The sequence below is a fragment of the Raoultella sp. genome (genome assembly GCF_039594335.1).
Classification (GTDB): Bacteria; Pseudomonadota; Gammaproteobacteria; order Enterobacterales; family Enterobacteriaceae; genus Klebsiella.
In genome coordinates this window covers 1-23790 of sequence record NZ_JBCNNS010000071.1, presented here as the reverse complement: position 1 = coordinate 23790, position 23790 = coordinate 1, and the positions used below count along the sequence as shown (strand labels likewise).

The window sequence follows — 23790 nt, the reverse complement described above, 5'->3', positions numbered from 1 at the left end:
CTGCGCCCAGCTAAACCATTCGTCGGTGCCAGAATCATTGCTCCAGGCCTGACGATCGTGCAGCAGGGTACAATGTTGCAGATTATCGGGATGTTGCTGTAGCTGATGCTGCCGGGCATAGTCCGCCGTGCAAACCGGTACAATCGCTTCATCCATCAGATAATGGTGGGTTAATTGCGATGAAGGCAGATCGTCGAAATAGAGCGCCAGATCGATGCCCGCCCGCTGCATATTCACATTATCGTTGCCGGTCAGGACGGTGAGCGATATCGACGGATAACGGCGGGTAAAGTCCCCGAGCGCCGGTACCAGCCAGCACTGGGCGATCGACGGGCGTGAGTAAACGGTCAGCGAACCTGACAGCTCCTGGTTTTTGATATCCAGAATCTCCTGGTTCAGGCTGTCCAGCGATGACTTCAGCGACCAGAACACCCGTTTCCCCTCATGGGTTAACTCCACTTTCCGATGAGAGCGAATAAATAGCTGAATCCCCAGCTCTTCTTCCAGCTGATTTATCCGGTGGCTCACTGCACTGGGGGTCAGCGACAGCTCTTCCGCCGCCAGCGCAAAAGATGCATGGCGCGCAGCGACTTCAAAGGTATGCAGCTTTGACAACTGCCAGCCGTTCAGCAGCCGGTTGCCTGTCTCTTTAGTGACATCCATCGTTCGATCCCCTTTTTTACCGCTGATTGTAAGAAAATGATCGCCCTATGTGGATTTAAAGATGAAAAAAAGTGAACCATAGAGCAAATAAAATCCATTTATAGACCGTAATCACCATTTTGATTCAATATAATTCACCTGAAGCGCCATTTATATCGTTTGTCAGCCTATGTCGTTTTTCTGTTCAATAACCCCCTCTTATTCACGGGCGAGGTGGGGTATGGAATCGCAGATTTGGGTTGTGAGCACGTTATTCATCGGTATCGTATTGATTGTTTTGACTATCGTAAAACTGAAATTTCACCCTTTTCTGGCGCTGCTGTTAGCCAGTTTCTTCGTTGGTGCCATGATGGGGATGAGCCCGCTGGATATGGTCAACGCCATTGAAAATGGGATCGGTGGAACCCTCGGTTTCCTGGCGGCGGTGATTGGCCTCGGTACTATTCTTGGCAAAATGATGGAGATCTCGGGCGCCGCCGAACGTATCGGCCTGACGCTTCAGCGCTGCCGCTGGCTGTCGGTCGATGTGATCATGGTGCTGGTTGGCCTGATTTGCGGGATTACGCTGTTTGTGGAAGTCGGCGTCGTGCTGCTGATTCCGCTGGCCTTTTCCATCGCGAAAAAGACCCATACCTCCCTGCTGAAGCTGGCGATTCCGCTGTGTACCGCGTTAATGGCCGTACACTGCGTCGTCCCGCCGCATCCGGCCGCACTGTTCGTCGCCGATAAACTCGGCGCCGATATCGGTACCGTGATTGTCTACGGTTTGCTGGTCGGATTGATGGCCTCGCTGGTTGGCGGCCCACTGTTCCTGAAGCTTCTGGGCAACCGCCTACCGTTCAAAGCGGTTCCAGCCGAGTTCGCGAATCTGGAAGTTCGTCAAGAAGAGACGCTGCCATCGCTCGCCGCCACGCTATTGACCATTTTGCTGCCGATCGCTCTGATGCTGGTGAAAACCGTCGCTGAGCTGAATATGGCCAAAACCGGCACGCTGTATATGCTGCTGGAGTTTATCGGTAACCCGATTACCGCCATGTTTATCGCCGTCTTCGTGGCCTATTACGTCCTGGGCATCCGGCAGAATATGGGCATGGCCACACTGCTGACCCATACCGAAAAGGGCTTTGGCTCCATTGCTAATATCCTGCTGATTATTGGCGCAGGCGGCGCGTTCAACGCGATCCTGAAAACCAGCGGTCTGGCCGATTCACTGGCAGTTATTCTCTCCGGCATGCATATGCACCCGATTCTGCTGGCCTGGCTGGTGGCGTTGACTCTGCACGCCGCGGTGGGTTCTGCCACCGTCGCCATGATGGGAGCCACGGCCATCGTGGCGCCGATGCTGCCGCACTACCCTGGCATTAGTCCGGAAATCATCGCCATTGCCATTGGTTCCGGCGCAATTGGCTGCACGATCGTTACCGATTCCCTATTCTGGCTGGTGAAACAGTACTGCGGTGCGAGCCTGAGTGAGACGTTCAAATACTATACAACAGCCACATTTATCGCATCCTTACTTGCACTAGCCTGCACGTTCCTGCTTTCTTTCATCATCTGAGCGCAAAGAGACGTAATATGAAAAACGCTGACATGACCACTTTACTTGCCCGGTTTCCGCTACTGAAGGAACTGGTTGACCTGAAAGAAACCACCTGGTTTAACCCGGCAACCACTTCGCTTGCGGAAGGTTTGCCGTACGTTGGCCTGACGGCTGACGATGTTCAGGAGGCCCGTGCCCGGCTTGAGCGCTTTGCGCCGTATCTGGCGCAGGCATTCCCGGAAACCGCCGCCACCGGTGGGATTATTGAATCCGAACTGGTCGCTATCCCGGCAATGAAAGCACGCCTGGAGCAGGCGTTTGCCCAGCCGGTCAGTGGCGAGCTACTGCTGAAAAAGGACAGTCATCTGCCGATTTCCGGATCCATCAAGGCCCGCGGCGGTATTTACGAGGTGCTGACCCGCGCCGAAAAACTGGCGCTGGAAGCAGGGTTGCTTTCTACCGAAGATGACTATCGCAAGCTCCTGACCCCGGAATTTAAGCAGTTCTTTAGCCAGTACAGCATCGCCGTTGGTTCCACCGGCAACCTGGGGATGTCAATTGGCATCATGAGCGCATGTATCGGTTTTAACGTCACCGTACATATGTCTGCCGATGCCCGGGCATGGAAAAAAGCAAAGCTGCGCAGGCACGGCGTAACGGTGGTTGAATACGAACAGGATTACGGCGTCGCGGTCGAGCAGGGGCGCAAAGCCGCCGAAGCGGACCCCAACTGCTTCTTTATCGATGATGAGAACTCACGCACGCTGTTCCTCGGCTATGCTGTCGCAGGCGAGCGCCTGAAAGCGCAGTTTGCCCGCCAGGGGCGCGTGGTCGATGCCGATCATCCGCTGTTTGTCTATCTGCCGTGTGGCGTCGGCGGTGGCCCAGGCGGGGTTGCGTTTGGTCTGAAGCTGGCCTTCGGCGACCATGTACACTGTTTCTTCGCTGAACCCACGCACTCTCCTTGTATGTTGCTCGGCGTCCATACCGGCCTGCATGATGAAATTTCGGTCCAGGATCTGGGTATTGATAACCTCACTGCCGCCGACGGCCTGGCGGTGGGTCGGGCTTCCGGGTTTGTCGGCAGGGCCATGGAGCGCCTGCTGGATGGCTTCTATACCCTCAGCGACCAGACGATGTACGACATGCTAGGCTGGCTGGCGAAAGCTGAAAATATCCGCCTGGAGCCATCCGCGCTAGCCGGTATGGCCGGACCACAGCGCGTTTGCGCCAGCAAGACATATCAGCAGATGCACGGCTTCACGCCCCGCCAGATGGGCAACGCCACGCATCTGGTCTGGGCGACCGGCGGCGGCATGGTACCGGAAGAAGAGATGGTGCAGTACCTGGCGAAAGGGCGTTAATACCACGGGCTCAATGGCGGATGATAAGCCGTTGGGCCCTTTCCGCTATATCACATTCTGCAAAAATAACGCGATCTGCCGCAGGTGCGTGGCCGCAAACATGAGCGACAGCGAAAGGACGGCGACAGCAATGAAAAACTTGTCACGTATCGCCTGCGGCTGAACAAAATCATTCTCGTCCACATCCATCAGATTACGGCGCCGCGTATAGCCCCAGAGGATGATTGCCACTATCGCCAGTACGCCAATCGATAGCCAGAACAGCGTCCCTGCGCTATGCCAGTTATGTTTTATCGCCAACGCCATCAGCGCCGCGTAGCCCAGCAACGTGCGAAACCAGGCCAGCGATGTCCGTTCCGGCTGCAGCCCAGGATCGCTCTCCCGCCGTGCCCGGCGCTTATCCGCCATACAGAACCAAGCCCATCACCACCACCACCACAATCACCAGCAAAAGACTAATCACCAGCAGCGTTCTGGTGTAGGGCAGATCCTGCTTCAGGCGCATCGCTTTTTCGTTACTCAGCCAGCGCAGGTAGCCATAAATCGCCAGGCCGCCGGCAAACAGACACAGCAACAGCGCCAGCACTTCGCGAATCAGCGGCGTGGCAAAATCCGGCGCCAGCTGATCCAAGCCGACCCCGGCAGCAAGAAAACCTAATGCCGTGCGGATCCACGCCAGAAAAGTACGTTCATTGGCCAGCGAGAAGCGATAATCCGGCGCTTCGCCGACGCGAGAAATTTTCATCAGGGTTCCTTGTTCGTAGCGCGAGCAGGCTTCAGCATAGCGTAATTTGTGACGAACAGGGGAGCCGCGAAAGAACCGGCACCCGATGGATGCCGGTTGAGGGAGGGATTAATGCAGTTCCGGCCAATAGTCCTGGTTGGCCTCAATCAGGTCGTCGAGAATCGCTTTCGCCACGGATGCGCTCGGCACGGTTTTCGACAACGTAATCGCCTGCCACAGCTTGTGATAAGAGCGATGTTCCCAGGCATCCACCACCAGTTTCTCCACCGCCACCTGCTGGCTCATCATCCCTTTCTGGAAGTTCGGAATATCACCGACCGTCAGCGGCTCCGGCCCGTTGTGACCCACCAGGCATGGAATTTCCACCATCGCATCAGCATCAAAATTATGGATAGCGCCATTGTTCGGCACGATCAGCAGCATGCGCTCCTGGGTGTTGAAAGCAATGGCGGTCGCCAGATCCACAATGTACGAGGCGTGCTCATCGATCTCCAGATCCCCAGCAGAAGAGTTACCCGCGGCAATAATTGCCCGACAGGCGCTGAAGACATTTTTTTCGCGGTGATCCATGACCTCGTTAGCGCGGGTACGCGCCGGGTTGGAGTGCTCGACGACATAATCCGGGAACAGGTAATACTTCAGGTAGGTATTCGGCATGGTATCCGGATCCAGCGCCTGCACATCTTTTGCTTTGGCGAAGGTATCGTTCCAGCTGGCCTCGGTATGCGGATCGTTAGAAGGTGGCACATAACCATATTTCGCCACATGTTCGCGCAGTTTCGGCATCAGATCGTTACCCTGCAGATCTTCAATCGACGTCCACCAGCCGAAGTGGTTCAGCCCGTAGTAACGCACCCGCATCTGTTTACGATCTTTGAGGCCAACAATTTGCGCCATCCGCCCTTCAATGCCGATAGGCATATCGCAGATATTGAGGATTTTCGCATTCGGACGCAGGCGGCGCGTCGCTTCCGCGACGATTGCCGCCGGGTTGGAGTAGTTCAGCATCCAGGCATTCGGCGAATACTTTTCCATATAGTCCACCAGTTCCAGCACACCACCGATAGAACGCATGCCGTAGGCAATACCGCCAGGCCCGCAGGTTTCCTGGCCCAGTACGCCGTGGCGCAGCGGAATTTTTTCATCTTTTTCGCGCATCGGATATTTGCCAACGCGGATATGCGCCATAACAAAATCCACGTCGGTAAAGGCCGCCTGCGGGTCGGTGGTATAGCTGAACTCAATTTCCGGCACCTGCTCTTTAAGAATCACTTTACACGCTTCGGCGATGGTCTCCTGACGCGCGCCGTCGTTGTCATAAAATTTCAGTGCCCGCAGCGGGAAACGGTCCTGGTTTGCTAACAACATCAATACGATACCTGGAGTGAATGTACTACCGCCGCCTGCGATAACAACTGAGAATTTTTTCATGATACTGCCTCCGTCATGGTGGTTTGTTCGGTCTGTAGAGAATTTTTCATCAGGGATTCCAACTGGTCGCGAACCTGGGGAACATGCAGGCCGACGATGACCTGAATCCCGTTGCCGCGACGCACCACCCCGTGAGCGCCCAGCGCTTTAAAGACGTCGTCGCTTTGTGTTTTCGCCATATCAACCAGCGTGATGCGAAGTCGTGTGGCGCAGTTGTTGACGCATTCGATATTGTTCGCGCCACCCAGCGCCTGCAGAAAGCCAGCGGCCTGGCCGGATTTGGACATCGCGGCTCCCGCCGCACTTGTCTTGCCACGCGCGGCCTGGTAATCCGCCTTGCTGTAGAGTTTGATTTCACTCTCTTCACGGCCCGGAGTTTTCAGATTCAGGCGCAGGATCAGGGCGCGGAAGATAACGAAGTAGATAGCGGTAAAGCACACCCCGATACCTATCTGGATGAACATCATCGAGGCATGGTTGTGGAACATGGGGATCCAGTTTTGCGGCAGGAACTGGTCAAGCAGACCGCCGCCAAAATTACCGACGACCCCGCACATATACATCACCGTCGCCATTGTGGCCGCCAGTACTGCGTGCACGGCAAACAGCAGCGGCGAGATAAACAGGAAGGTGAATTCCAGGGGTTCGGTAATCCCCACCAGCATCGCGGTCAGCGTCGCCGGAATCAGCAACCCGGCCACTTTGACGCGATTTTCCGGCGCGGCGGTGAAATAGAGCGCCAGCGCAATCCCGACGGAACCAAAAACCTTGGAGTTGCCGTGCAGGGCAAAACCGCCTTCCGGGAACAGGGCTTTCAGCGGTTCTGTACTCTGGCTAAACTCCTGGAGATGCTGTGCCCAGTAGACCTGGATACCGCCTTCCACCACTGCCGGGCCAAAAATAAACGGTCCGTAGACAAAGTGATGCAGACCAGTGGGAATCAGAATGCGCTCAAGGAAAATATAGACCCAGACCCCCAGCGCCCCGGCAGAGCGTAAAAATGCCTGCAGCGATTCAATGCCCATCTGCACCTTTGGCCACCCCAGCAGCGTTAACCAGGCACAGGGGATCATCGCCAGGAAAGCAACGATAACGACAAATGAAGATCCCTGGAAAATACCGAGGAAAACCGGTAGCGGTTTATCAAAATAGCGATTATGCAGCGCGGTGACGAGCCCGGAAATCACGATCGCCCCGATGATACTGGTATCCAGCGTTTTAATGCCGGCAATCATCGTCAGGCCACTGCCGGCCGTGGGTTCGGCAGAAAAATCGACACCGAAAAAATGGCCCCAGGTCATCCCCATAGCGTTGATGAAGTAGTTCCACGTCAGGAAACTCACCAGTACGGCAAGGCAAGCTCGTCCCTGCGCCTGCTTCGCGAGGCCAATCGGTAAGCCGACGGCGAAAATCAGCGGCATGTTACGAAAGACCGTCCAGCCGCCTTCTTCAATAATGTGAACAATCTGAGCAAATAAGCTATCGGGTGCTGTGAGCGCTTCGCCGACAAACATCGGGTTACGCAGCATAATGGCAATACCCACCACGATCCCGGCGAAAGGAAACAGTAAAACCGGGGTAAACATGGCACCGCCAAAACGTTGTATTTGACTGAGCATTTTAAAATCCTCATTTAACAACAAGTAGGGTAAGAGGCCTTATTTGTCTTGAGTATCGGCCTAAAGCGAGAATAGGAATTTACCCGCCCGACAACATGCTATGGCGTTGCGATTCGTGATCGCATTCATGGTTTTAATTTCCACAATGTTGTCTACTTTTTGAGTTAAAAATAGACATCATGAATTGCGCTGATTAAAACAGCAGAATGAACAAATCATATCTTTATGTATTTAAAGACATTATTAACAATACACATTGTTAAACTTCCCTTTTGAAAAGTGGAACAGAGGTCTACTGGTGATCTATAAATCCATCGCAGACAGATTGCGCCTTCGGTTAAATTCCTCCGATTTCAATATCGGCAGCCCGCTGCCGGGAGAGAAAAAACTGGCGGAAGAGTTCGGCGTGGCGCGGATGACAATCCGCAAAGCTATCGAACTGCTGATTAGCTGGGGACTGGTCGTTCGCCGCCACGGATCCGGTACCTTTGTCGCCCGCAAAGATGTGCATCACGAGACCACTAACCTCACCGGTCTGGCGGAAGTGTTACGCAAGCAGGGTAAAGAGGTGGTAAGCGAGGTGCTGATATTCGAAGTCATGCCGGCGCCGCCGGCAATTGCCAGCCAGCTACGAATACAAATCAATGAACGGATCTACTTCTCGCGCCGGGTACGTTACGTGGACGGCAAACCCCTGATGCTGGAAGACAGCTATATGCCGGTCAAACTGTTCCGTAACCTGTCGCTGGTGCATCTGGAAGGGTCAAAATTCGATTACATTGAGAAAGAGTGCGGGATAACCATTAGCGGCAACTATGAAAGCCTGACGCCGGTGCTGGCGGACAAGCAGCTGGCCCGGTCAATGAATGTCCCGGAACAGACGCCGCTGCTGCGGATTACCTCGCTTTCCTACAGCGACAGCGGTGAGTTTCTGAACTATTCGGTGATGTTCCGCAACGCCAGTGAATACCAGGTGGACTACCATCTGCGGCGCGTCCACCTGGAGACGCCGTTAACTCATCCCCCAGAACAACACGGCCAGTAGCTGCGGCGTAATGATGCGCAAAAACATCACCAGCGGATAGACCGTGGCATACGAGAGCGCCGCGGCTCCGCTGGTGGCATGCAGGTTGTTGGCGAACGCCAGCGCCGGTGGATCGGTCATCGATCCGGCCAGCATGCCGCACAGGGTCAGGTAGTTCATCTTCATCAGCAGCCGGGCCAGAATGCCCACCGTTAGCAGCGGAATTGCGGTAATAAAAATGCCGTAGGCTATCCAGCTCAGCCCGTCGCCTGCGGTCAGCGTGACGACAAAATCACCGCCGGACTTCAGCCCGACGACCGCCAGAAAGAGCACAATCCCCAGCTCACGGAGCGCGAGGTTGGCGCTCGGCGGCATAAACCAGTAGAGCTTCCCGATACTGCCGATTCGCCCGAGGATCAGCGCCATAATCAGGGGTCCACCGGCAAGCCCCAGCTTCAACGCCACCGGGAAGCCGGGAACAAACAGCGGAACAGACCCCAGTAAAACCCCGAGGCCAATGCCGATAAACACCGGCAGCATCTGAACCTGCTGCAATTTTTGCTGTGCGTTACCCAGCTCAGCGGCCACCGCATCAATGGCTTCCGGGCGGCCAACCAGGTTAAGAATATCACCGAACTGCAGGCTGGCATGGCTGCTGGCTACCAGCTCAACCCCGGCGCGATTAAGCCGCGAAATCACCACGTCATAGCGTTGTTTAAAATGCAGGTCGCGGATCCGCTTACCTAATACCTTCTCATTGGTGACCACCACCCGCTCAACTTTCAAATCCGTGCCGCGGGTTGAAAGCGAGGTGGAAACTTCCTTGCCGATAACCAGCTGCGCGTTATGCAAATCCTCCGGGCGCCCGACCAGGTGCAGGAGGTCGCCGGTTTGAATTAAGGTCCCCGGAGCCGGCACCATCAGCAGCTCGTCACGTTTAAGACGGGAGCAAATCAGCTTATCGCTGTTGAGCATCGGCACGTCCTGAATCGCCATGTTGTTCAGGTTCGGGTTTTCAACCCGGACGTTAATCGTTTGCAGAACCGCGTGTCCGTTTCCGCTGCTCTCATCAAACTGCTGAGCCTCTTTTTCGACGTTAACGCGAAAGAACAGACGCACCAGCCACATAGTCAGCAAAATGCCGCAAATACCAAACGGATAGGCCATGGCATAGCTCATCCCCATCTGATCAACAACGTCAAACGGTACGCCCAGATCGCGCAGAATTTGCTGCCCGGCCCCCAGCGCTGGCGTATTAGTGACTGCACCAGAGAAAATACCGAGCACCACCGGCAGCGGGATATCAAAGAGCTTATGCAGCACTGCGGTCACCAGCCCCCCAAGGATGACAATCAGGATGGCAAAGAGATTGAGCCGTAGCCCGGAGACGCGCAGAGAGGCGAAGAAACCCGGCCCCACCTGGATGCCGATGGTATACACGAAGAGAATCAGGCCAAATTCCTGAATGAAGTGCAGCATCGGGCTGCTAAGAGCGATACCCGCCTGGTCCACAAAGTGGCCAACGATAATGCCGCCAAACAGTACGCCGCCAATGCCAAACCCGACGCCGCGAATTTTGACATTACCGATCCACAATCCGACTACCGCCACCAGCGCCAGAACGCTGACGGTCAATGCTATATCACTCATCGTCTGTTCCCTGTGAATAACATTATCAATATCATGGATTATGGCTTAAGCCTCCGGGCCTGTATGCAGCCTGGCGCACAATAATCGGCGGGTTATCTGAACGGCGTAGATCGGCGAGAAACGGCGGTCGGCCCTTTATAACGGCCAAAAAAAAGCCCCGAGGATCGGGGCGTTATCTGTCGTGTCGACTTAGCTGTCGAGCGCCGGACGCTCGCTAATCGCGATACGCTGCGGGATAACCACTTCCGGCTCGTTACGGGTTAAATCAATGTGCAGCAACCCGTTATTGAAGGTAGCGCCGGAGACTTCCATATTTTCAGCCAGGGTAAAGCTCAGGCTAAAGGCCTGACTGACTAACCCCTGGTGCAGCCATTTCGTCTCTTTGTCAGCCTGCTGCGGCGTACCTTTCACGCTCAGGCGCGTCCCTTCCAGCTGAATATCCAGATCTTCCTGACGGAAACCGGCCAGCGCAAGGGTAATGCGATAGTGGTTATCGTCGCTTTTTTCAATGTTATACGGCGGGAAGCTCTGGCTTTCGCTGGTGGTTTGCAGTGCATTGGCCAGTTTGTCAAAACCGATCCATTGACGCAGCAGTGGAGATAAATCGTAGTTACGCATAATGTATTTCTCCTTCTATGAAGCGAGTTAATCTCTGCAAATCCTGTGGATTCGCATTTGCCCCCTGACGGCGAGCAAGTTTGCAAATGGGCCGCACGGCGACCCGGATAAAATTAGTTAATTTCGATACGGCGCGGTTTGTCTGCTTCCGGAATCACGCGTTCCAGATCGATATACAGCAGGCCGTTGACCAGGTTTGCACCGCGGATATGGATATTTTCCGCCAACTGGAATTTGCGCTCAAAGTTACGTTCCGCAATGCCCTGATAGAGATAGGTACGTTCTTTCTGCTCAGTTGCATGGGCGCCTTTGACGACCAGCAAATTATCCTGCGCGGTGATCTCCAGTTCGCTCTCGGCAAAACCGGCCACGGCAATAGCGATGCGGTAATGATTTTCATCTACCAGCTCGACGTTATACGGAGGGTAGCCACCATTACTCTGGCTCTGATTGTTTTCTAACAGATTAAAAAGGCGGTCAAAACCAATAGCAGAACGATACAGCGGAGAAAGATCGAAATTACGCATAATAAAAAGCTCCTGAAATCAGCGAGAATTTATGACCTTCCATCATGGACAGGTCGTTATTACCCGGAATACCCCGCAGGCGTATCCTCATCGGGTCACATTTTTAAAATGTGGCTCATTTCGCCGTTTTCAAGCGCGAAAACCATTTTTTTTTGCAGTTTCCTGCTGATTGCTTAGACTGGGTAGAAAGCACAAAAGGCAAAATGCGATGCCTGCCACAGTGCGGTGCAATAACGCTAGGTATTCATGGAATGGCTCGATATAACCGATATGAAGGTTATCTCAATGCCCGCAACGACGATGGAAAAATGATGAAAAGCGGTCTGTTAAAGCTGGTCCTGTTCAGCGGGATGGTTGGTTTGAGCGGTTGCTCCAGCGTGATGTCACATACCGGCGGAAAGGAAGGAACCTATCCGGGAACTCGCGCCAGCGCGCAAATGCTGAGTAACAGTGATGCCAACTGGGGAACAAAATCCCTGGTCGCACTCGATATGCCCTTCACGGCGGTGATGGACACGCTGTTGCTGCCGTGGGATATGTTCCGTACCGACAGCTCGATAAAATCGCGCGTCGAGAAAAGTGAGAAAAACTCGCTGGCAACCAACGCCGTGATTCCACCGGCGGCGATGCCAGCGCCTTAATTTACAACCCGACGTCGGTTATCCACAACTGGCGATAGCCATTCACATCTTGCATCCAGGCAAGGTGGTTGCCGTCCGGAGAAAACACCACAGCATCCGCTGAAGGTGGGTTTTCATGATCGGCAGTCAAAAATGTAATTTCACCGCTCCGGGCATGACAGATAGCTATGCGGTTATCCAGCACAAATCCCAGCCACTCCCCTGACGGGTGCCAGTTAAATGCCGATTGAATGTCATTAACATTGTGGGTTAGCTGCCGCAGATCGCGCCCCTGAGAAGAAATCAGCCATAGCTGCACCACTCCCGCCTCGTCGCGCATCAGGAAGGCAATCTGCGTTGCCTGCGGGTTGGCCCGCACCCAGTGCCGCGGCGTATTGACCAGCCCCGGATAGCGTCGATGGTGAGTAAACGTTAAACGTCGCTGCATCACGCCGGCTGGCGGTGCTGGCATCGTGGTCTCCGTACCGGCCAGCGGCGCATCGCCCTGTTGCTTCCAGCCCTGCTCACTCTCCGGTAGCGTCACAATAAACAGCTCAGGGATTCTGGCGCCATTGAGCGACAGCGTATCACCGATAAATGCCAGCGCATGGTTCCCCACCCAGCCTTCTTCATATGCGCGGTTTATCTCATCGCTGCCCGGCACCAGCGTCGGCGTTGTCCGGCTGACCAGAACGCTCCAGTGACTGCCGCCATATTCACGCGGATGCTGCCCCTGCGGCGTGACCGGGCCATAAGGAGCTGCGACGCCAACGTTTCGCAAATCAAGGGAGGCCGAGCGTTGGTGCAGGACATGATCGTTATAGGTAAAGCTGACAAACTGCCCGTTTGGGCTATAGACATGGACATGGCTGCCACCGCGCAGCGCGCCCGGCGTATACGGTGCGGTGATATCCATCGCATCAAGGGTGTGCGACACGCCTTGATACGTCACGACACCGCGACGATGGTGGAAATCATACTGCCAGTTTTCATCCGGGTGTTCCGGACCGTGTATAAAGACGTATTTATCCATCGCAGGATGAACGGTCACCACCCCCACGTGAGCCCCGTGTTCCGCTGTATAGAGGATTTCGACGACCCCGGTTTGCACATTGACCCGCTCAATCGTCTTCCCGCTAAAGGAGGCACCCGACGGACGAACGTCAAAAGCCAGCCACTGGCTATCCGCAGTCCAGGTTCGCGTATTGGTTAGCTGATGATGGCGGGGAGCAAAGGTGACTTGTTTCATAGAGATACCCTGATGCACAACGTTCACATCAGGGTATAGCATCGGAGAGAATTAGCCTACACGTTTAACATCGTCCTCCTCCAGGATACCGGAGTGCGCGCCCGGCAATGTGAAATGGCGTCGGATTTGAGTATAGCGGGCATCCAGCGTGACTTTTCGAGGCCGATACGGATTCATCAAAATAAGAAGGAAGCTTATCGATTTACAACAATGAAGGGGGAGACTTATGTACGCACCGGTATGCGACGAGGTAAAACATGGCCTAAGTGGTTTATTGTTTTGCATCATCAAGGAAGATTCAGGCCCGAGAACGCCGGGCCTGAAGATCGGGTCAGGATAAAACGTACTTCTCAATCGCCCAGGCCACACCATCTTCAAGGTTCGATTTGGTGATGAAACTGGCGGCTTCCTTCACGGTCGGAATCGCGTTATCCATCGCCACACCAACGCCGGCAAACTCAATCATCGCAATGTCGTTTTCCTGATCGCCAATCGCCATGATCTCTTCCTGCTTGATATTCAGCGCATCGGCCAGGGACTTCACGCCAGTCCCTTTATTAACGCGTTTATCGAGGATCTCAAGGAAGTACGGCGCACTTTTCAGCACGGTATACTTCTCTTTGACTTCCGCCGGAATACGGGCGATAGCCTGGTCAAGGATTGCCGGCTCATCGATCATCATCACCTTCAGTAGCTGGATATTCGGGTCCATATTTTCTGCTTCACAGAAGACCAGCGGAATCGTCGCCACGTAGGATTCATGCACCGTGTAGTAGCTCACATCGCGGTTAGCGGTATACAGCGTGTGGCGATCGAGAGCATGGAAGTGAGAACCGACGTCGCGGGAAAGTTGTTCGAGATAGCGGTAGTCATCATAGCTCAGCGCGGTTTGCGCCACGGTGCTGCCGTCGCTTGCTTTCTGGACTAAGGCGCCGTTGTAGGTGATGCAGTAATCTCCCGACTGCTCCATGTGCAGCTCTTTCAGATAGCTGTGCACACCGGCATACGGCCGGCCGGTGGTGAGCACGACGTTGACGCCACGCGCACGCGCCGCGGCAATCGCGGTTTTAACCGCAGGAGAGATCGTATGGTCCGGCAGCAGCAGCGTACCGTCCATATCAATTGCAATCAGTTTAATAGCCATGAGATCCCCTGATAAGATGAGTCCTTGGCCATGCTAACGCGATTCCGCTCAAAAAACAGCAACAGAAGAAGGGGAAAACGAGGACAGGATCGAAACGAGGAATTCCTCTTTTACGCTTGAGGAACTCCCGGAGAGTGGTGCCAGGCCCCCCTATCCGGGCAATCTATTCCGCATCCCCGGCCAACATCGCGTCACCGGGGATCAGCAGAGGAGATTAGATATCGATGTTCGCCGCTTTCAGGGCGTTTTCTTCGATAAAGGCGCGGCGCGGTTCTACGGCATCGCCCATCAGGGTGGTGAACAACTGATCGGCAGCAATCGCATCTTTCACGGTCACGCGCAGCATACGACGGCTATCCGGATCCATGGTGGTTTCCCACAACTGATCCGGGTTCATCTCGCCCAACCCTTTATAGCGCTGGATAGACAGACCACGACGGGATTCTTTCACCAACCAGTCCAGCGCCTGCTCGAAACTGGCCACCGGCTGACGGCGTTCGCCACGTTCGATAAACGCGTCGTCTTCGATAAGCCCACGCAATTTCTCACCCAGCGTGCAAATACGACGATACTCGCCGCCGGTGACAAACTCGTGATCCAGCGGATAGTCAGTGTCCACGCCGTGGGTACGCACGCGGATAACCGGTTCGAACAGATGCAGCTCGGTATTTTCGTGAACATCAAATTTCCACAGGCTGCCGTGCTGCTCTTTCTCATTGAGATCGGTCACCAGCGCATTCACCCAGCGGGTTACGGCCTGCTCATCAGACAGATCGGCTTCGTTCAACGTCGGCTGGTAAATCAGCTCTTTCAGCAGCGCTTTCGGGAAGCGACGTTCCATGCGAACAATCATTTTCTGCGTCGCATTGAACTCAGCAACCAGTTTCTCTAACGCTTCACCCGCCAGGGCCGGAGCACTGGCGTTGGTGTGCAGAGTTGCGCCATCAAGGGCGATAGAGATCTGGTATTGATCCATCGCTTCATCGTCTTTAATGTACTGTTCTTGCTTGCCTTTCTTCACTTTGTAGAGCGGCGGCTGTGCAATGTAGACATGGCCACGTTCAACAATTTCTGGCATCTGACGGTAGAAGAAGGTCAACAGCAGGGTACGAATGTGCGAGCCATCGACATCAGCATCGGTCATGATGATGATGCTGTGATAACGCAGTTTATCCGGGTTGTACTCGTCGCGCCCGATGCCGCAACCAAGCGCGGTAATCAGCGTCGCCACTTCCTGAGAAGAGAGCATTTTGTCGAAGCGGGCTTTCTCAACGTTAAGGATTTTCCCCTTCAACGGCAGGATTGCCTGGTTCTTACGGTTACGGCCCTGTTTCGCAGAACCGCCCGCGGAGTCCCCTTCCACGAGGTACAGTTCGGAGAGCGCCGGGTCGCGTTCCTGGCAGTCTGCCAGTTTGCCCGGCAGGCCAGCCAGGTCCAGCGCGCCTTTACGGCGGGTCATTTCACGTGCACGACGCGCGGCTTCACGCGCGCGGGCTGCATCAATAATTTTGCCGACCACAATTTTGGCGTCAGACGGGTTTTCCAGCAGATATTCATTCAGCAGTTCGTTCATCTGCTGCTCTACCGCCGTTTTCACCTCGGAGGAGACCAGTTTGTCTTTGGTCTGTGAGGAGAACTTCGGATCCGGCACCTTCACGGAAACCACGGCAATCAGGCCTTCACGCGCATCGTCACCGGTGGCGCTGACCTTCGCTTTTTTGCTGTAGCCTTCTTTATCCATGTAGGCATTCAGGGTACGGGTCATTGCCGCACGAAAGCCCGCCAGGTGGGTACCGCCGTCGCGCTGTGGAATGTTGTTGGTAAAGCAGTAGATGTTCTCCTGGAAACCATCGTTCCACTGCAGTGCGACTTCCACGCCAATACCGTCTTTTTCGGTGGAGAAATAGAAGATATTCGGGTGGATCGGCGTTTTGTTCTTGTTGAGATACTCAACGAACGCCTTGATGCCGCCTTCATAGTGGAAATGGTCTTCTTTGCCGTCACGCTTGTCGCGTAGGCGGATAGACACCCCTGAGTTCAGGAATGACAGCTCACGCAGGCGTTTTGCCAGGATTTCATATTCGAATTCGATGACGTTAGTGAAGGTTTCATAGCTCGGCCAGAAACGCACCATGGTACCGGTTTTTTCGGTATCGCCGGTTACGGCCAGCGGCGCCTGCGGTACGCCATGGGCGTAAACCTGGCGGTGAATCTTGTTGTCGCGCTGAATCACCAGCTCCAGTTTCTGTGACAGGGCGTTAACGACGGAGACGCCCACACCGTGCAGACCACCGGAGACTTTATAGGAGTTATCATCAAATTTACCGCCTGCGTGCAACACGGTCATGATGACTTCCGCTGCCGACACACCCTCTTCCGGGTGAATACCGGTCGGAATACCGCGGCCATCGTCCTGTACGGAGACAGAGTTATCGCTATGGATAGTGACAACGATGTCTTTACAGTAACCTGCGAGCGCTTCGTCGATAGCGTTATCCACAACCTCGAATACCATGTGGTGCAGACCGGTGCCGTCATCCGTGTCGCCGATATACATACCCGGGCGCTTACGCACCGCATCCAGCCCTTTCAGGACTTTGATACTGGAGGAGTCATAAGAATTCGACATCAACGTTTCTCGCTCATTTAAACTTAGGTTAATCCGTTATTTTACCCTTTTCCACGGTGAACATCTTCGAATTTTTGTCCGACATGTCCATTACGTGCTCAGCGCTGATTGCGCTGACGAAAACCTGCGACTGTGTGGCTTTTAAGCGGCTGGCAAGCAGCCCGCGCCGCGCGTCATCAAGTTCCGAGGCAAAATCATCTATCAGATACAGACAGCGTCTCCCGCTTTCGCGGGTTAAAAACTCCCCTTGCGCCAGTCGTAGCGCGCACATCAGGAGTTTAAGCTGCCCACGTGACAAAGTATCTTCGACCGGCGCACCATCGGCACGAATGCGGAAATCCGCTTTGTGCGGGCCGTGGGCGGTATAGGTCAGCATGCGGTCACGCTCGAAGTTTCTCTCCAGCACTTCGGAATAATCCGTTTCTTTCTCCCAGCCGCGCTGGAAGGAGAAGGTCAGAGAGAATTCAGGTAAAAACTGTTTACAGGTATCCGCCATGTCTTCGACGATAGCGGCGCTATATTCGGCACGCCAGCGGCTGATTTGTTCCGCCAGCGGAATCAGTTCCAGATCCCAGGGACGTATCTGAGCATAGCGGCTGACCTGGCGCAGCGCGGCATTACGCTGCTTCAACAAACGCTTCAGATTGCTCCAGGCGGTAAAGAATCCGGCTTCATTGTGAAAGCATCCCCAGTCGAGGAACGCTCTTCGGTATTTGGGGCCGCCGTTGAGTAATGTAAACCCCTCCGGCGTAATCAGCTGCATCGGCATCAGGTGCGCCAGCTCCGCCACTTTGTGGCCATCGGTACCGTCAATACGGACCTTGCTGTCACCCTGCTTATCTTTGGTCAGGCCGATGGAGGTTTCACGCTCTTCGCCCTGCAGACGCCCGTGCAGCACAAACGACTCCTGCTCGTGGCGAATCACCCGGCCAATTTGCAGGCTGCGAAACGCCCGACCGTGGCCGAGCGTATAGATGGCCTCGAGCACGCTGGTTTTGCCGCTGCCGTTGGCGCCAACCAGGAAATTAAAGCCGGGAGATAAGGCGAGATCCGCATCTTCAATGTTGCGGAAGTCTTTGATCAGAAGGCGCGTTAGTGACATATCCGGATTTCTTCAGGCCAGGGCGTAATCGGCGCAGCCAGTTTCAACGCGGACTGCGCGCAGACCCTGGAGCGTACACGAAGTACGTGACAGGGGCGAGCACAGCCCAGGTTGAAAATGGCAAGTAAGATAGCCCGATATTCTCTACAGCCTCATCGGCATCACGACATAGGCTGCGCTTTGTGACGCCGCATCCTCAATCTGCACGCTCGACACCGAATCGGTCAGCAAAATACGCACATTTTCGCACTTCAGCGCATTAAGCACATCCAGCACATAGCTGACATTAAAGCCGATTTCCATCTCGCTGCCGGAGTAAGAAACGTCGAGAATCTCTTCTGCTTCTTCCTGTTCCGGGTTATTGGCGGTGATTTTCAGCTGATTTTCGCTGACATAGAGACGCACGCCGCGGAATTTTTCGTTCGACAGGATCGCCGCGCGGGCAAAAGCCTGCTTAAGAATATCGCAGCCGGCGTCCAGATGTTTATCGGGATTCTTCGGCAATACCCGGCGATAATCAGGGAAACGACCGTCAACCAGCTTCGATGTGAAGATAAAATCACCGACGTGGGCGCGAATATTGTTGCTGCCAATCTGCACGCGCAGTGGCGTATCGCCGCCATCAAGCATGCGCATCAGCTCAATCACCCCTTTACGCGGCACGATCACCGAATGATTCGGCAACGATTCACCCAGCGGCATTGAACAGACCGCCAGACGGTGTCCGTCGGTGGCAACGGTACGCAGTTCGTCACCTTCGGTTTCAAACAGCATACCGTTTAAGTAATAACGCACATCCTGATGGGCCATCGAAAACTGCGTGGCTTCAATCAGGCGCTTCATGGTCGCCTGCGGCAGGGTAAATTCGACTTCACTCTGCCAGTCATCAAGATTCGGGAAATCGGCAGCGGGCAGAGTCGACAGCGAAAAGCGGCTGCGCCCGGAGCGCACCAGCATCCGATCGCCTTCCAGCTGAACGGCAATCTCCGCGCCTTCGGGCAGGCCGCGGCAGATATCAAAGAATTTTCGCGCCGGAACGGTCGTTGCACCCACCTCATGCGGTTGAATCAGCGCAACGCGCGCCACCATTTCCATTTCGAGGTCCGTACCGGTCAGCGACAGCGCGCCATCCGAGACCTGAAGCAGCAGGTTACCGAGAATGGGCAGCGTCGGACGACCCCCTAAGGGACCGCTCACCTGTTGCAGCGGTTTTAATAAATGTTCACGTTCTACGGTAAATTTCATAGCGTCACGAGGATAATGTTCTGATTAAATTGGAAAAGTCTTCTTTAATATCGTGGCTTTCTTCACGCAACTGCTCAATCTTACGACAGGCGTGTAGCACAGTGGTATGGTCACGACCGCCAAACGCATCGCCGATTTCCGGCAAACTGTGGTTGGTCAGCTCTTTCGCCAGCGCCATCGCCATCTGGCGTGGACGCGCCACTGAACGGGAGCGGCGTTTCGACAACAGGTCCGCTACCTTAATCTTGTAATATTCCGCCACCGTCTTCTGAATATTGTCGATGGTGACCAGTTTTTCCTGCAGCGCCAACAGATCGCGCAGCGCTTCGCGCACGAAATCGATGGTGATCGCCCGGCCGGTAAAGTTGGCATTGGCGATAACGCGGTTTAGCGCCCCTTCCAGCTCACGTACGTTAGAGCGTAGACGCTTGGCGATAAAGAACGCCACCTCTCCCGGCAGACGAATGTCGTTTTCGTCGGCTTTTTTCATCAGGATCGCCACGCGGGTTTCCAGCTCAGGCGGTTCGATCGCCACCGTCAGCCCCCAACCAAAGCGGGACTTCAGACGATCCTCAACACCATTGATCTCTTTCGGATAGCGATCCGAAGTGAGAATGATCTGCTGATTACCTTCCAGCAGAGCATTAAAGGTGTGGAAAAACTCTTCCTGAGAGCGCTCTTTATTGGCAAAGAACTGAATATCATCGATCAGCAGAGCGTCGACTGAGCGGTAGTAGCGTTTAAACTCTTCAATGGCATTATTCTGTAAGGCTTTAACCATATCCTGAACAAAACGCTCCGAGTGCATATAGACCACTTTGGCGTTGGGTTTGCGCGCAACAATGCCGTTACCGACTGCGTGCAACAGGTGGGTTTTACCCAGACCGGTACCACCATACAGGAATAAAGGGTTATATGCGCCGCCCGGGTTATCGGCAACCTGACGCGCCGCCGCACGAGCCAGCTGGTTAGATTTACCCTCAACAAAGTTGTCGAAGGTGTGCTTAACGTTAACGTTAGAGCGGTAGGTAGGCTCCGCCGGTGCCGGGACGTTATCCCAGCCGGGACGAACGATCGTTGGCGCGGCGCGCGCTGTCTGAACCTGCGCAGCCGGTGTGGCGGCCGCAACATGCGTATTTATCGCGCCACGTTGCGCCTGCACTGCCGGACGGGTCCCGACTTCAAAGCGCAGCTGTGGGGCATCAGCACCGCAAAAATCATTGAGGAGTCCATTGATATTATTGAGATATTTATCCCTTACCCAATCGAGCACAAAACGGTTTGGCGCATACAGTGCCAACGTGTTATCGCTCAATTCCGCCTGCAACGGGCGTATCCACATACTGAATTCTGTGGCTGGTAACTCATCCTGCAATCGGGCAAGACACTGCTGCCAAAGCGAAAGTGACACGGCGGACTCCACTCGAACATAAAATCGATATAAAGAAAAAAAGAAACAATCGTGATTGTTGGCACACGTCGACAAGACCCTGCATTGGCCGAAAAGCCCCTGCACAAAAGGGGTGACGTGCGAACCGCTATCTGCGGTATTTATCCGATGCGGATCGGTGGATCGCGATCGGGACCGGGGATCATAGCCTAAACTGAGAAAGAGATCTTGTGTTTCTCAACAGATTCTTCCCGATTTATCCACAGGAAGGATCGAAGCCGGGTAAGTGTAATCGATCCGGAGAGGAGTGAGGCACGATTTCGCCCACATATTGGAAAATTTAATGAGATCTGCTGGTTTAGGGCCTAAACGATCTAACAAAGATCCTTTGCGATCCTTGCGCTTTACCCGTCAGGCCGTATAATCCCCCACCCGGCGCGTAATGCCCGTTTTCCGTTGTCTGTCGCAGGTCATTTTTTGTGCGACAAGATGCGAGAAATAAGGAAAGAGAATTGACTCCGGAGTGTACAATTATTACAATCCGGCCTCTTTAATCACCATCGCTGTAGCGTAAGTCGTTCGAAGTTCGTTCGGGTCTACGCAAAAGTCAGTGAAATTATTCAAGTTTAGGTAGAAACCGCCATGAAACGCACTTTTCAACCGTCTGTACTGAAGCGCAACCGTTCTCACGGCTTCCGTGCACGTATGGCTACTAAAAATGGTCGTCAGGTTCTGGCACGTCGTCGTGCTAAAAGCCGTGCTCGTCTGACCGTTTCCAAGTAATAAAGCTAACCCTGCGTGGTTAAGCTCGCATTTCCCAGGGAGTTACGTTTGTTAACTCCCAGTCATTTCACTTTCGTCTTCCAGCAGCCACAACGGGCTGGCACGCCGCAAATCACCATCCTCGGCCGCCTGAATTCGCTGGGGCATCCCCGCATCGGTCTTACCGTCGCCAAGAAAAACGTCAAACGCGCACATGAACGCAATCGGATTAAACGTCTGACGCGTGAAAGTTTTCGTTTGCGTCAACATGAACTCCCGCCAATGGATTTCGTGGTGGTGGCAAAGAAAGGGGTTGCTGACCTCGATAACCGTGCTCTCTCGGAAGCGTTGGAAAAATTATGGCGCCGCCATTGTCGCCTGGCTCCCGGGTCCTGATAGGCCTTATTCGGGTCTATCAGCGCCTGATTAGTCCGCTACTCGGGCCGCATTGTCGTTTCACGCCAACCTGTTCAAGCTATGGAATTGAGGCATTGCGCAGGTTTGGAATGATAAAAGGCAGTTGGTTGACAGTGAAACGCGTATTAAAATGCCACCCTTTACACCCTGGTGGTGACGATCCCGTCCCGCCTGGACCATTTGATACCAGAGAACACTAACGATGGATTCGCAACGCAATCTTCTTATCATCGCTTTGTTGTTCGTGTCTTTCATGATCTGGCAAGCCTGGGAGCAGGATAACAATCCTCAGGCTCAGCAACAGACCACGCAGACAACGACCACAGCAGCGGGTAGCGCCGCCGACCAGGGCGTACCGGCCAGTGGCCAGGGGAAACTGATTACGGTAAAAACCGATGTGCTTGAGCTGACCATCAACACCCGCGGTGGTGATGTGGAGCAAGCGCTGCTTCCGGCCTATCCGAAAGCACTGAAGTCGGCTGAACCGTTCCAGTTACTGGAAACCACGCCACAGTTTATTTATCAGGCTCAAAGCGGCTTAACCGGTCGTGATGGCCCGGATAACCCGGCTAATGGAGCCCGCCCGCTGTATAACGTCGATAAAGATGCGTTTGTGCTGGCGGAAGGCCAGAACGAAATCGTCATTCCGCTGACGTATACCGATAAAGCAGGCAACATCTTCACCAAAACCTTCACGCTGAAACGTGGTGATTATGCGGTGAACGTGGGTTATAACGTGCAGAACGTTGGCGAAAAACCGCTGGAGATTTCTACCTTCGGTCAGTTGAAACAGACGGCCAACCTGCCAACCAGCCGCGATACCCAAACCGGTGGCCTGTCTACGATGCACACTTTCCGTGGCGCCGCGTATTCAACGTCTGAGTCGAAATACGAAAAATACAAATTCGATACCATCGCCGAGAACGAAAACCTGAACGTCAGCACCAAAGACGGTTGGGTGGCGATGCTGCAGCAGTATTTCACCACCGCATGGGTTCCGCATAACAACGGCACCAACAGCTTCTACACCGCCAACCTCGGCAACGGCGTTGTCGCCATCGGCTACAAATCGCAGCCGGTACTGGTACAACCGGGTCAAACCGACAAGCTGGAAAGCGTGCTGTGGGTCGGCCCGGCTATTCAGGACAAAATGGCGGCCGTCGCGCCACACCTGGATCTGACCGTCGACTACGGCTGGCTGTGGTTCATCTCCCAACCGCTGTTTAAGCTGCTGAAATTCATCCACAGCTTCCTCGGTAACTGGGGCTTCTCAATTATCGTCATCACCTTCATCGTTCGTGGCATCATGTACCCGCTGACCAAAGCGCAGTACACCTCGATGGCGAAGATGCGCATGCTGCAGCCGAAAATTCAGGCCATGCGTGAGCGTCTGGGCGATGACAAACAGCGTCAAAGCCAGGAGATGATGGCCCTGTATAAAGCAGAAAAGGTCAACCCGCTGGGTGGCTGCTTCCCGCTGATTATTCAAATGCCAATCTTCCTTGCGCTGTACTACATGCTGAGCGCCTCGGTTGAACTGCGTCATGCGCCGTTTATCCTGTGGATCCATGACCTGTCAGCGCAAGACCCGTACTACATTCTGCCAATCATCATGGGCGCGACGATGTTCTTCATTCAGAAGATGTCGCCAACGACCGTGACCGACCCGATGCAGCAGAAGATCATGACCTTTATGCCGGTCATCTTTACGGTGTTCTTCCTGTGGTTCCCGTCAGGTCTGGTGGTTTATTACATCGTCAGCAACCTGGTGACCATTATTCAGCAGCAGCTGATTTACCGTGGTCTCGAGAAGCGTGGTCTGCATAGCCGCGAGAAGAAAAAGAGCTGATACTCTGCTTAAACCGCAGTAGAATCAATGCCAGAGAAGGCGGTCAATAGACCGCCTTTTTTACATTTACATAGAGAGTCATCATGAGCCATAACGACACTATCGTCGCCCAGGCAACCCCACCGGGACGCGGTGGTGTGGGCATCCTGCGCATCTCCGGTCTCAAAGCACGCGACGTCGCGCAAGCGGTTCTCGGCAAACT

The 23790-nt window shown here is 54.3% G+C and carries 24 protein-coding genes and 1 other annotated feature; of the genes, 10 read left to right on the top strand and 14 right to left on the bottom strand.

The annotated features are described in order from the left end of the window. Positions 1 to 663: DNA-binding transcriptional regulator DsdC (gene dsdC, locus ACZAHD_RS13790; protein WP_462457276.1), on the bottom strand; the 663-nt coding region annotated here is incomplete at its 3' end. Positions 664 to 883: 220 nt separating this feature from the next. Between dsdC and dsdX the strand changes: the two genes are divergently transcribed. Both dsdX and dsdA read left to right on the top strand, forming a co-directional pair. Further along, on the top strand, positions 884 to 2221 hold the full coding sequence (gene dsdX / locus ACZAHD_RS13785; RefSeq protein ID WP_462457275.1) for a D-serine transporter DsdX: 1338 nt from the start codon (positions 884 to 886) through the stop codon (positions 2219 to 2221). Positions 2222 to 2238: 17 nt separating this feature from the next. Beyond that, complete coding sequence (dsdA, locus tag ACZAHD_RS13780) at positions 2239 to 3567, top strand: D-serine ammonia-lyase (protein WP_462457274.1); 1329 nt, start codon at positions 2239 to 2241, stop codon at positions 3565 to 3567. A gap of 45 nt (positions 3568 to 3612) precedes the next feature. On the opposite strand, the gene ACZAHD_RS13775 is transcribed toward dsdA, so the two are convergent. The 4 genes from ACZAHD_RS13775 to ACZAHD_RS13760 form a co-directional block, all read right to left on the bottom strand. Next, positions 3613 to 3975: a DUF202 domain-containing protein gene (locus tag ACZAHD_RS13775; protein WP_462457273.1), complete on the bottom strand. Its 363-nt coding sequence runs from the start codon at positions 3973 to 3975 to the stop codon at positions 3613 to 3615. After that, entirely contained in the window at positions 3965 to 4312 is a 348-nt protein-coding gene (locus ACZAHD_RS13770) for a YidH family protein (RefSeq protein ID WP_462457272.1), read from the bottom strand. The genes ACZAHD_RS13775 and ACZAHD_RS13770 overlap by 11 nt, the downstream gene beginning before the upstream one ends. A gap of 108 nt (positions 4313 to 4420) precedes the next feature. Further along, complete coding sequence (locus ACZAHD_RS13765; RefSeq protein ID WP_462457271.1) at positions 4421 to 5743, bottom strand: 6-phospho-alpha-glucosidase; 1323 nt, start codon at positions 5741 to 5743, stop codon at positions 4421 to 4423. Next, positions 5740 to 7362, bottom strand: a complete 1623-nt coding sequence (locus tag ACZAHD_RS13760; protein ID WP_462457270.1) for an alpha-glucoside-specific PTS transporter subunit IIBC — start codon at positions 7360 to 7362, stop codon at positions 5740 to 5742. The genes ACZAHD_RS13765 and ACZAHD_RS13760 overlap by 4 nt, the downstream gene beginning before the upstream one ends. Before the next feature lie 298 nt (positions 7363 to 7660). Between ACZAHD_RS13760 and ACZAHD_RS13755 the strand changes: the two genes are divergently transcribed. Further along, positions 7661 to 8407: a GntR family transcriptional regulator gene (locus ACZAHD_RS13755; RefSeq protein ID WP_004869145.1), complete on the top strand. Its 747-nt coding sequence runs from the start codon at positions 7661 to 7663 to the stop codon at positions 8405 to 8407. On the opposite strand, the gene ACZAHD_RS13750 is transcribed toward ACZAHD_RS13755, so the two are convergent. From ACZAHD_RS13750 to ibpA, 3 genes are all read right to left on the bottom strand, one after another. Next, complete coding sequence (locus ACZAHD_RS13750) at positions 8375 to 10036, bottom strand: putative transporter (protein WP_004869146.1); 1662 nt, start codon at positions 10034 to 10036, stop codon at positions 8375 to 8377. The two genes, ACZAHD_RS13755 and ACZAHD_RS13750, sit on opposite strands and share 33 nt — an antisense overlap. Positions 10037 to 10225: 189 nt before the next feature. Next, complete coding sequence (gene ibpB, locus ACZAHD_RS13745) at positions 10226 to 10654, bottom strand: small heat shock chaperone IbpB (protein WP_015585468.1); 429 nt, start codon at positions 10652 to 10654, stop codon at positions 10226 to 10228. Between the two features lie 113 nt (positions 10655 to 10767). Then, on the bottom strand, positions 10768 to 11181 hold the full coding sequence (gene ibpA / locus ACZAHD_RS13740; RefSeq protein WP_004869150.1) for a small heat shock chaperone IbpA: 414 nt from the start codon (positions 11179 to 11181) through the stop codon (positions 10768 to 10770). Continuing rightward, positions 11175 to 11248, bottom strand: a sequence feature (ROSE (Repression Of Heat Shock gene Expression) occurs in the 5'-region of heat shock genes and acts as an RNA thermometer to modulate expression.). (Overlaps the previous gene by 7 nt.) A gap of 241 nt (positions 11249 to 11489) precedes the next feature. Between ibpA and ACZAHD_RS13735 the strand changes: the two genes are divergently transcribed. Beyond that, positions 11490 to 11822 (top strand): YceK/YidQ family lipoprotein, encoded by a 333-nt coding sequence (locus ACZAHD_RS13735; RefSeq protein ID WP_462457278.1) that lies wholly within the window; start codon positions 11490 to 11492, stop codon positions 11820 to 11822. A 1-nt stretch (position 11823) separates the two neighbouring features. Here ACZAHD_RS13735 and ACZAHD_RS13730 read toward each other — a convergent pair whose 3' ends face one another. From ACZAHD_RS13730 to dnaA, 6 genes are all read right to left on the bottom strand, one after another. Beyond that, a complete protein-coding gene (locus tag ACZAHD_RS13730; protein WP_462457269.1) occupies positions 11824 to 13050 on the bottom strand; it encodes a DUF3748 domain-containing protein in 1227 nt (408 codons plus the stop codon). 331 nt (positions 13051 to 13381) lie between these two features. Continuing rightward, on the bottom strand, positions 13382 to 14194 hold the full coding sequence (gene yidA / locus ACZAHD_RS13725) for a sugar-phosphatase (protein WP_462457268.1): 813 nt from the start codon (positions 14192 to 14194) through the stop codon (positions 13382 to 13384). A gap of 214 nt (positions 14195 to 14408) precedes the next feature. Then, positions 14409 to 16823, bottom strand: coding sequence for a DNA topoisomerase (ATP-hydrolyzing) subunit B (gyrB, locus tag ACZAHD_RS13720; protein WP_462457267.1), 2415 nt, complete (start codon positions 16821 to 16823; stop codon positions 14409 to 14411). Positions 16824 to 16851: 28 nt separating this feature from the next. Further along, a complete protein-coding gene (gene recF, locus ACZAHD_RS13715; protein ID WP_131050149.1) occupies positions 16852 to 17925 on the bottom strand; it encodes a DNA replication/repair protein RecF in 1074 nt (357 codons plus the stop codon). Between the two features lie 144 nt (positions 17926 to 18069). Further along, positions 18070 to 19170 carry a DNA polymerase III subunit beta gene (dnaN, locus tag ACZAHD_RS13710; RefSeq protein WP_462457266.1) on the bottom strand — a complete coding sequence of 367 codons (1101 nt, stop codon included), beginning with the start codon at positions 19168 to 19170 and terminating at the stop codon, positions 18070 to 18072. Between the two features lie 4 nt (positions 19171 to 19174). Continuing rightward, positions 19175 to 20581 carry a chromosomal replication initiator protein DnaA gene (dnaA, locus tag ACZAHD_RS13705; RefSeq protein ID WP_462457265.1) on the bottom strand — a complete coding sequence of 469 codons (1407 nt, stop codon included), beginning with the start codon at positions 20579 to 20581 and terminating at the stop codon, positions 19175 to 19177. A 322-nt stretch (positions 20582 to 20903) separates the two neighbouring features. On the opposite strand from dnaA, the gene ACZAHD_RS13700 reads away from it, so the two are divergent. The 6 genes from ACZAHD_RS13700 to ACZAHD_RS13675 form a co-directional block, all read left to right on the top strand. Continuing rightward, the gene (locus ACZAHD_RS13700; RefSeq protein ID WP_462457277.1) at positions 20904 to 20984 is read left to right on the top strand and encodes a hypothetical protein; all 81 of its coding nucleotides are present in this window, start codon (positions 20904 to 20906) and stop codon (positions 20982 to 20984) included. A 218-nt stretch (positions 20985 to 21202) separates the two neighbouring features. Beyond that, positions 21203 to 21343, top strand: coding sequence for a 50S ribosomal protein L34 (gene rpmH, locus ACZAHD_RS13695; RefSeq protein ID WP_004871828.1), 141 nt, complete (start codon positions 21203 to 21205; stop codon positions 21341 to 21343). Between the two features lie 15 nt (positions 21344 to 21358). Then, positions 21359 to 21718 (top strand): ribonuclease P protein component, encoded by a 360-nt coding sequence (gene rnpA / locus ACZAHD_RS13690; protein ID WP_049264554.1) that lies wholly within the window; start codon positions 21359 to 21361, stop codon positions 21716 to 21718. Then, positions 21682 to 21939, top strand: coding sequence for a membrane protein insertion efficiency factor YidD (gene yidD, locus ACZAHD_RS13685; protein ID WP_132729115.1), 258 nt, complete (start codon positions 21682 to 21684; stop codon positions 21937 to 21939). Before rnpA ends, yidD begins: the two co-directional genes overlap by 37 nt. 2 nt (positions 21940 to 21941) lie before the next feature. Beyond that, the gene (yidC, locus tag ACZAHD_RS13680; RefSeq protein WP_462457264.1) at positions 21942 to 23588 is read left to right on the top strand and encodes a membrane protein insertase YidC; all 1647 of its coding nucleotides are present in this window, start codon (positions 21942 to 21944) and stop codon (positions 23586 to 23588) included. An 83-nt stretch (positions 23589 to 23671) separates the two neighbouring features. After that, on the top strand, positions 23672 to 23790 hold a 119-nt coding region (locus ACZAHD_RS13675), incomplete at its 3' end, for a hypothetical protein (RefSeq protein WP_154718249.1).